Source organism: Dorea sp., assembly GCF_977044405.1.
In genome coordinates this window covers 1-7152 of record NZ_CDRRQK010000047.1, presented here as the reverse complement: position 1 = coordinate 7152, position 7152 = coordinate 1, and the positions used below count along the sequence as shown (strand labels likewise).

Sequence of the window (7152 nt, the reverse complement as noted above, 5' to 3'; positions counted from 1 at the left end):
CTGGTCCGCGACTCCATGAAGCAAGAAGTAGTAAGAGAGCCTGAATTCCCTAAAAGCAACAGAAAGCAAACCCAAACTCGCCTGCTGGCTCAAACAGTGGATTTGCTTTCTGTTAACGGGAATCCAGGCTCTCTAACTACTTCTAAGCCTCATTCCGAATGCTACCCAGCCCTTATACCAAGGCATACGCAAGTCGCGACCGGGAGGCCATGATGAACTAGTGTATTAAACAGCTTTTTTCACCCGATCATGCAATCTGTAATATACCTGATCGAATTCTTTATGCCGTCCATCTCCTTTTGTTGTCGAGATAACCGCATGTCTTGTTCCGTCTGGTTCTGTAAGAAAGAGGGTTTTCTTAATGTCTCCCTGTTTTCCTACTTCTACTTTTGCCATCTGATTCAGATCATAGACGTGCACGTCTGCATCGACAACTACAACATAATCTTTCGCCACGATCAGCTGCTCGTCTTTTAATTCCAATGCATCCGGTGCTGCGAGCTGGCGGAAGAATTCTTCCTTGTCTTTGATTCTGTTTAATTTATTCTTGAATTCTTTTCTGCCTTTCATATTTAGCACTGCATAAGCGATTGCAATGACTCCCAGAATTGCTGCAAGCTTGATATTGTTAAAAGAACAGATCAGTGCCACACACAATAAACTGATCCATACGATCATCCCTGTTTGTAAGGATTTGATTCTTTTTGCGGCCAGATCAGCATATTTCTGCTGTCCTGCTGTTTCAATTGCCATCTTTTTTCCTCCATTTCTCTACTTATCTGCCCATGGTCTTACTGCTTCTTCATAATATGTAACATTTTCAGACAGAATCTTTGCCTCACCATCTTTGATCTCCACCTCTGTTACACCGCAGTTGCTATGCACTCCGATCCCCCAATATTGCTCCAGCGGTTCTTTGCGGATATTATTGAGAATTCCTGCCAGTGCTGCTCCATGTGTTGTGATCAATACATTGTCATACAAGTCTTCGCCCTTCTTCTTCAGTGCTTCTAAGAATTCTCCGGTTCTTTTCTTTACATCTGCAAATGACTCGCCATCTTTTCCTGGTACGTAGCCTGCCGGATCATTAAAAAACTTATGGAACCCTTCCGGCAGTTCCCAGTTATCTCTTGCACAACATTTTCCCTCATATTCACCAAACGCCATTTCCCCAATTCTGGCATCCTTGATAATTGGGATATCTCTTCCATCTAAGATAATCCGCGCGGTCTCATGCGCTCTTGATAATGGACTTGAAACACACAGATCAAACGGTACGTCTCTAAGCCCTTCTGCAGTCTCTTTTGCGAGATGCTTTCCAAACTGATTCAACGGGATGTCTACCTGTCCCTGAATCCGTTTTGCCTTATTCCAGTCCGTCTCACCGTGTCTTACCAAATATAATTTCATTATCCTGTCTTCCTCCTTAACACCCATATGTACTCTGAAGCGCGTATAAAAACATTCCCGGAATCTTTTCATACATATTCCTAAGAGCATGTCCTAAAAATGCTCCAGAATACATCCTTCTCCATAAATAACTTTTGACGGCAGAACCTCTGCAATCATTCCTTTTTATTGCCGGTTCCAGAGTCACTTTTTTGCTTTGTTTTTTTTCTGATACATTGGCAATATGGAATTTAGTATATCATATCTTCTCATCTTTTTATAGTCAAATTCTGACGAAAATGCTATAATAATTTCGAATATTTTTTTAAAGAAGAGGTGTCGCAATTATGGAAAAAATTGCAAGTTTTACAGTAGATCACCTGCGTCTCGTTCCAGGTGTATATGTATCTCGTGTAGATCAGGTAGCCGGCAATCCGATCACTACGTTTGATCTTCGCATGACCAGCCCGAATGATGAACCTGTCATGAACACAGCCGAGGTTCACACCATTGAGCATCTTGCTGCAACATTCCTACGTAATCATGCAGAATATGCAGATAAGACAATCTATTTCGGACCTATGGGATGCCGTACCGGATTTTACCTGATCCTTGCCGGAAGCTATGAATCCAGGGACATCATCCCTTTATTAAAGGAAATGTATACCTTTATGGCCAACTTCGAAGGAGACGTTCCAGGCGCTTCTGCAAAGGACTGTGGCAACTATCTGGATATGAACCTTCCGATGGCAAAATATCTTTCTAAAAAGTATCTTACAGAGGTACTTGAGAACATTACAGATGCGCAGTTAAATTATCCTGCATAATTACAAATCTGCTTTCAGATTTGTAAAAAAGAAGAAGCATCCGGTATGAAATATATGTTTGATCATAAAAATCTTTCACATTTTCATATCAGATGCTTCTTTTTTATCTACAGCATCTCCATCAGCAGCTTCTCTTACATACTTTCACTTCTGTATTCAGACACACTCCGCTCCATATGACTGTAAACAAGAAAAAACACGCAGAAGAAACTCCTGCGTGTCAAAATATCATTTTATAGAATTAAGCTAAAGCAGCTTTTGCAGCTTCTGCAAGTGTTGCAAATCCTTCTGCATCATTTACAGCCATCTCTGCGAGCATCTTTCTGTTCATCTCGATGTTAGCTACTTTTAAGCCGTGCATGAACTTGCTGTATGACAGTCCGTTCATTCTAGCTGCAGCGTTGATACGAGCGATCCAGAGCTGACGCATCTGACGTTTGCGCTGTTTTCTTCCTGCGTATGAAGATGTAAGAGCTCTCATTACAGACTGTTTTGCAACTCTGTACTGTTTAGAACGTGCTCCTCTATATCCTTTTGCTAACTTTAATGTTCTGTTATGTCTTTTTTTAGCGTTTAATCCGCCTTTAATTCTTGCCATGTCTTATTCTTCCTCCTTCACAAATTGAACCTTATCTTAGAGATATGGTAATACCTTCTTCATGTTCTTTACGTTAGTAGCATCAGCGATTGTTGCTTTTCTAAGATTTCTTTTTCTCTTTGTAGATTTCTTAGTTAAGATATGGCTCTTGTAAGCTTTATTTCTTTTTAATTTTCCTGTACCTGTCTTTTTGAAGCGCTTTGCAGCTGCTCTATTAGTTTTAATTTTTGGCATGATATGCTCCTCCTTCAACTTGTATTGTATTTTTAACGTTTTTCAGTTAAAACCATGCTCATGCTTCTGCCTTCCATCTTAGCCGGCTTTTCAATGACTGCGATGTCGCCAAGCATCTGAGCGAAATCGTCCAGAATGTGTTTACTCTGCTGAACATGTGCCATCTCACGACCTCTGAAACGCAGTGTAACCTTTACTTTGTTACCTTTGCTGATGAATTTCTTCGCATTATTCACTTTTGTATTAAGATCGTTCGTCTCAATATTTGGTGAAAGACGCACTTCTTTTACTTCAACGGTTTTCTGTTTTTTCTTAGCTTCTTTTTCCTTTCTTGCAAGTTCATATCTGTACTTACCGTAATCAATAATCTTGCAAACAGGTGGCTGAGCCTTTGGAGCAATCTTTACAAGATCAAGATCTGCTTCCTGAGCAAGCTTCATAGCCTCTCTCGGAGTCATAATACCTAACTGATCGCCATTTTCTCCAATCACTCTAATTTCTTTGTCTCTAATCTGCCCGTTAATCATTAAATCGCTAATTGTCGTGCACCTCCATCATAAAATAAAAATAAGTGAATAGTTCGAGACTATCCACTTATATATCTGTATCATCAGACCTGTTGTCAGAATCTGTATTATACTCAATATCAAACCATTAGTCACTCGCTTGTGCTACGGTGAGAGTGGATACTCTACTTTCTTTTTCGCTTCACGCAACATTTAATTTACCATATCACATGCCGCCTGTCAACTGTTTTTTTATATTTTTTAAATATTTTATACAGATCTTTATACTCTCAAAATCCGCCTGTAATCTGGCATTTATTCCACGATCCAGCTTTCCACATTCTGCGCGCCTGCATATTTCTCCAGATACTTCTTTCCATAATCCAGTGCTTTTTCCAGATCATCATTTCCGGAAAATGAATAGATAAGTGTCAGGACTTCTGTTGCATTTTCCGTAATCATTGCACGCTCGGAATCACTCGTAGAACTTCCAATTGCTCCCTGTTCGTCTGCCAGTACCGGAAGGGCATCGATCTTGATCTCATCCTTTCCGATTCCCTTATAGGTCTCGCCTTCTTTTCCGACACGGAATACCAGCTCATCTGCGATCTGTGCTATATCGTAAGATCCCACCGAGAAGCCAGATTCAATCGAGATTAAGTTATTTACATCGACTACGGTATTTACTTCATAGAGTCCTTTTCCCTGTCCGATACGGCGGATCAATGCTTCTGAGGATACACGGTATCTGCTTGGATCTTTTCCGAACGCCTTATATGCTGCTCTTGATTCTTTTACATTTGGAATATCATTGATTCCGTAATCAAAGATATCATCACGCGTCTTTTTGAAAATGTCTTTCTTTAGATATTTCCATAATTCTTCGTTCTTCTTTTCGATCTTTACCTGATACTGCAGGCATCCGACTCTGGTATCCGGCCAGATATCTTTCATTGCCTTATCGATTGTCAGATGTTTCATAATCTTATGCCTCCTGTTTTTTTCGTTATGCCTTATGGAGATTTTATAAGCTCCGGTGATTATCTGTGCTCTGCCATGCATACCACAGCGATCATCCCTGCACCTGTATGCCCGCCGATCACAGTTCCAAGATTATTCATCATGATGTTTGTCACGCCCATCTTCTTTTTGACGAGCTCTGCCACATATGCAGCATCTTCCGGACAGTTGCCGTGCGGGATCATCACCATATCCGGTGTCTTTCCTTCCGTTGCTTCGATTGCCATATCGACGATCTTATTCATCCCTTTCTTTCTGCCGCGTTCTTTCCTTATGATCTGAAGTTTTCCTTCATTATCCAGATAAATGATCGGCTTGATCTGAACCATTGTTCCAAGGACTGCTGCCGTCTTGGAGATACGGCCGCCTTTCTGAAGATGGTTCAGATCATCTACCATGAAGAAATGGCAGACTTTTAATTTATTTTCTTCTACCCACTGTGCAACTTCTTCCAGGGATTTTCCTTCTTTTTGAAGTTCCAGTGCTTTATAATCAATGAGACCTTCACCCATGCTTGCACATAGCGTATCGATCACTACGATCTTTCTCTCCGGATATTTTTCCTGCAGTTCTTCTGCTGCTATGCACATGCTGTTATATGTACCACTTAAGCCTGACGAAAATGCCAGATGTAAGATATCTTTTCCTTCTTTTAAAATTGGTTCCAGAATATCCATCGCATCCTGCGGGCTTGGCTGAGAAGTAACTGTCATCGCCCCGGCTCTTAACATGCCGTAGAATTCATCTGCTGACAGATCATACATATCGCGGTAAGTCTTATCCCCGATCGTACAGTTAAGCGGAACTACTGGTATCTTTCTTTCCCACACCCAGTCTTTTGGCAGATCACATGTACTGTTGATCGTAATTACATATTCTCCTGCCACCGGCTGCTCTTTTGGAATGCTTTGGCAACTCATATTCATTTACCCCCTTATATGATGTCCCTTTCATCTTACCATTGTCTTACTTATTACGCAAAACTTTTTTCATCGTAATCACAAATACAACGCTCGTCGTAAGAACGGATATCGTATCTGCGACCGGCTCTGCACGGTAGATTCCCATCACACCCATAAACTTCGGAAGGATGACCGCAAGCGGGATCAGGAGGATAATCTTACGCAAAAGTGCGATAAATAACGATACTTTCGCCTGTCCAAGGGAGATAAATGATGTCTGGCACGCACACTGGATTCCAAAAATGGAAATTCCAAGGAAATATACCGGCATGACCTTACATGTCAGCTCCAGCAGTTCCTTATTATTGGTAAACAGCCCTGTATACACTTCCGGGAAAAAGATTGCCACACCTGCCAGCACCAGCGTTCCGGACAGACATACCAGGATCATGCGTTTCAGAGTTGCCTTCACACGGTCGATATTCCCTGCGCCGTAATTATAACTGATGACCGGCTGGATCCCCTGTGTGATTCCCTGTACCGGAATCGTGATCAGCTGCATGATACTCATCAGGATCGACATGGAACCGACATACAGATCCCCGCCGTATTTCTGAAGTCCGGTATTCAAAGTGATCGTAACCAGACTTTCCGTACTCTGCATGATAAATGGCGAGATTCCAAGTCCCGCGATCATCTTAATCGTTGCTCCGTTCAGATGCATATTTTTAAATGTCAGACGCATCACGCTTTTTTCTGATGTCAGGAACCTGACTACCCATGCCGCACTTACCGCCTGGGATATGATCGTAGCCAGCGCCGCCCCTCGTACGCCAAGATGAAACAGGAAGATAAATACCGGATCCAGACAGATATTCAGTACTGCTCCGATCAGAACCGAAAACATCGCAATCTTTGCTTCTCCCTGTCCGCTGATGTATGCATTTAATCCCAATGCAAGCTGCACGAAGATGGTTCCAATCAGATAGATCGTTATATAATCTCTTGCATATGTAATCGTCGCATCACTCGCTCCAAACGCATACAGGATCGGAGTCTTAAATACCGAGAAAAATACAGTTAATATCACCGCACACAGAACCAGAAGCCCTGCCGAATTGCCAAGGATCTGCTCTGCTTTTTGTTTATTCTGTTTACCCAGCTGGATGGATGCAAGCGGTGCCCCGCCCATTCCGGCAAATGCACTGAACGCCGAGATCATCGTCAGTATCGGAAATGTAACCCCGACTCCTGTCAGTGCCACATCTCCATATTCCGGAATATGTCCGATGTAGATTCTGTCTACAATATTATAAAGCACATTGATAAGCTGTGCCGCTACAGAAGGAACCGCAAGTGAGAACATCAGCCTCCCAAGCGGCTCTGTGCCTAATCTTTCGTCTTTGTGATTCATTCGTATCGCTGCCTTTCTATATTTAACATGCAAAGAACCTGCCACCGGCAGCTTCTCTTGCATACTTTGGTATTAAAAAGGATTATAACATTTTTTCTTTTTTTCCACAATTTTTATTTCAAGCTTATATGCAGATTCTAAAATGAATTCTTAAATTCCACTGCCCCACTGGGCGGTGGAATTTACTCTCGCACAGTAGATATTTACTCTTTCACACAATAATGTTATGGTTTTATCTCCTTCTGACAGCAGTAGAAGGAGA

General features: G+C 41.9%; 9 protein-coding genes. 1 reads left to right on the top strand and 8 read right to left on the bottom strand.

Annotated features, from left to right (window positions below; genetic code table 11):
* Window positions 1–225: 225 nt before the first annotated feature.
* Window positions 226–753 carry a hypothetical protein gene (locus tag ACWJAF_RS13610; RefSeq protein ID WP_448864654.1) on the bottom strand — a complete coding sequence of 176 codons (528 nt, stop codon included), beginning with the start codon at window positions 751–753 and terminating at the stop codon, window positions 226–228.
* A gap of 18 nt (window positions 754–771) precedes the next feature.
* On the bottom strand, window positions 772–1410 hold the full coding sequence (locus ACWJAF_RS13605) for a histidine phosphatase family protein (protein WP_296034055.1): 639 nt from the start codon (window positions 1408–1410) through the stop codon (window positions 772–774).
* A gap of 326 nt (window positions 1411–1736) precedes the next feature.
* Between ACWJAF_RS13605 and ACWJAF_RS13600 the strand changes: the two genes are divergently transcribed.
* A complete protein-coding gene (locus tag ACWJAF_RS13600) occupies window positions 1737–2216 on the top strand; it encodes an S-ribosylhomocysteine lyase (protein ID WP_296034056.1) in 480 nt (159 codons plus the stop codon).
* A gap of 241 nt (window positions 2217–2457) precedes the next feature.
* Here the strand turns inward: ACWJAF_RS13600 and rplT are convergent, their stop codons facing one another.
* The 6 genes from rplT to ACWJAF_RS13570 form a co-directional block, all read right to left on the bottom strand.
* Window positions 2458–2814, bottom strand: a complete 357-nt coding sequence (gene rplT / locus ACWJAF_RS13595) for a 50S ribosomal protein L20 (protein ID WP_006427929.1) — start codon at window positions 2812–2814, stop codon at window positions 2458–2460.
* A gap of 36 nt (window positions 2815–2850) precedes the next feature.
* Entirely contained in the window at window positions 2851–3048 is a 198-nt protein-coding gene (gene rpmI / locus ACWJAF_RS13590) for a 50S ribosomal protein L35 (protein ID WP_006427930.1), read from the bottom strand.
* 32 nt (window positions 3049–3080) lie between these two features.
* Window positions 3081–3575 carry a translation initiation factor IF-3 gene (gene infC / locus ACWJAF_RS13585; RefSeq protein WP_296032947.1) on the bottom strand — a complete coding sequence of 165 codons (495 nt, stop codon included), beginning with the start codon at window positions 3573–3575 and terminating at the stop codon, window positions 3081–3083.
* A 294-nt stretch (window positions 3576–3869) separates the two neighbouring features.
* Window positions 3870–4535, bottom strand: a complete 666-nt coding sequence (locus ACWJAF_RS13580) for a B3/B4 domain-containing protein (protein WP_448864650.1) — start codon at window positions 4533–4535, stop codon at window positions 3870–3872.
* 59 nt (window positions 4536–4594) lie between these two features.
* A complete protein-coding gene (locus ACWJAF_RS13575) occupies window positions 4595–5494 on the bottom strand; it encodes a DegV family protein (RefSeq protein ID WP_296032950.1) in 900 nt (299 codons plus the stop codon).
* Window positions 5495–5540: 46 nt separating this feature from the next.
* Window positions 5541–6890 carry an MATE family efflux transporter gene (locus tag ACWJAF_RS13570; RefSeq protein WP_296032953.1) on the bottom strand — a complete coding sequence of 450 codons (1350 nt, stop codon included), beginning with the start codon at window positions 6888–6890 and terminating at the stop codon, window positions 5541–5543.
* Between the last annotated feature and the right edge of the window lie 262 nt (window positions 6891–7152).

Bases quoted from the DNA above. Each gene is read 5' to 3' on its own strand.
- ACWJAF_RS13600 (WP_296034056.1), top strand. From the start codon at position 1,737: ATGGAAAAAATTGCAAGTTTTACAGTAGATCACCTGCGTCTCGTTCCA.
- rpmI (WP_006427930.1), bottom strand. From the start codon at position 3,048: ATGCCAAAAATTAAAACTAATAGAGCAGCTGCAAAGCGCTTCAAAAAG.
- ACWJAF_RS13610 (WP_448864654.1), bottom strand. From the start codon at position 753: ATGGCAATTGAAACAGCAGGACAGCAGAAATATGCTGATCTGGCCGCA.
- ACWJAF_RS13605 (WP_296034055.1), bottom strand. From the start codon at position 1,410: ATGAAATTATATTTGGTAAGACACGGTGAGACGGACTGGAATAAGGCA.
- ACWJAF_RS13570 (WP_296032953.1), bottom strand. From the start codon at position 6,890: ATGAATCACAAAGACGAAAGATTAGGCACAGAGCCGCTTGGGAGGCTG.
- ACWJAF_RS13580 (WP_448864650.1), bottom strand. From the start codon at position 4,535: ATGAAACATCTGACAATCGATAAGGCAATGAAAGATATCTGGCCGGAT.
- ACWJAF_RS13575 (WP_296032950.1), bottom strand. From the start codon at position 5,494: ATGAGTTGCCAAAGCATTCCAAAAGAGCAGCCGGTGGCAGGAGAATAT.
- rplT (WP_006427929.1), bottom strand. From the start codon at position 2,814: ATGGCAAGAATTAAAGGCGGATTAAACGCTAAAAAAAGACATAACAGA.
- infC (WP_296032947.1), bottom strand. From the start codon at position 3,575: ATGATTAACGGGCAGATTAGAGACAAAGAAATTAGAGTGATTGGAGAA.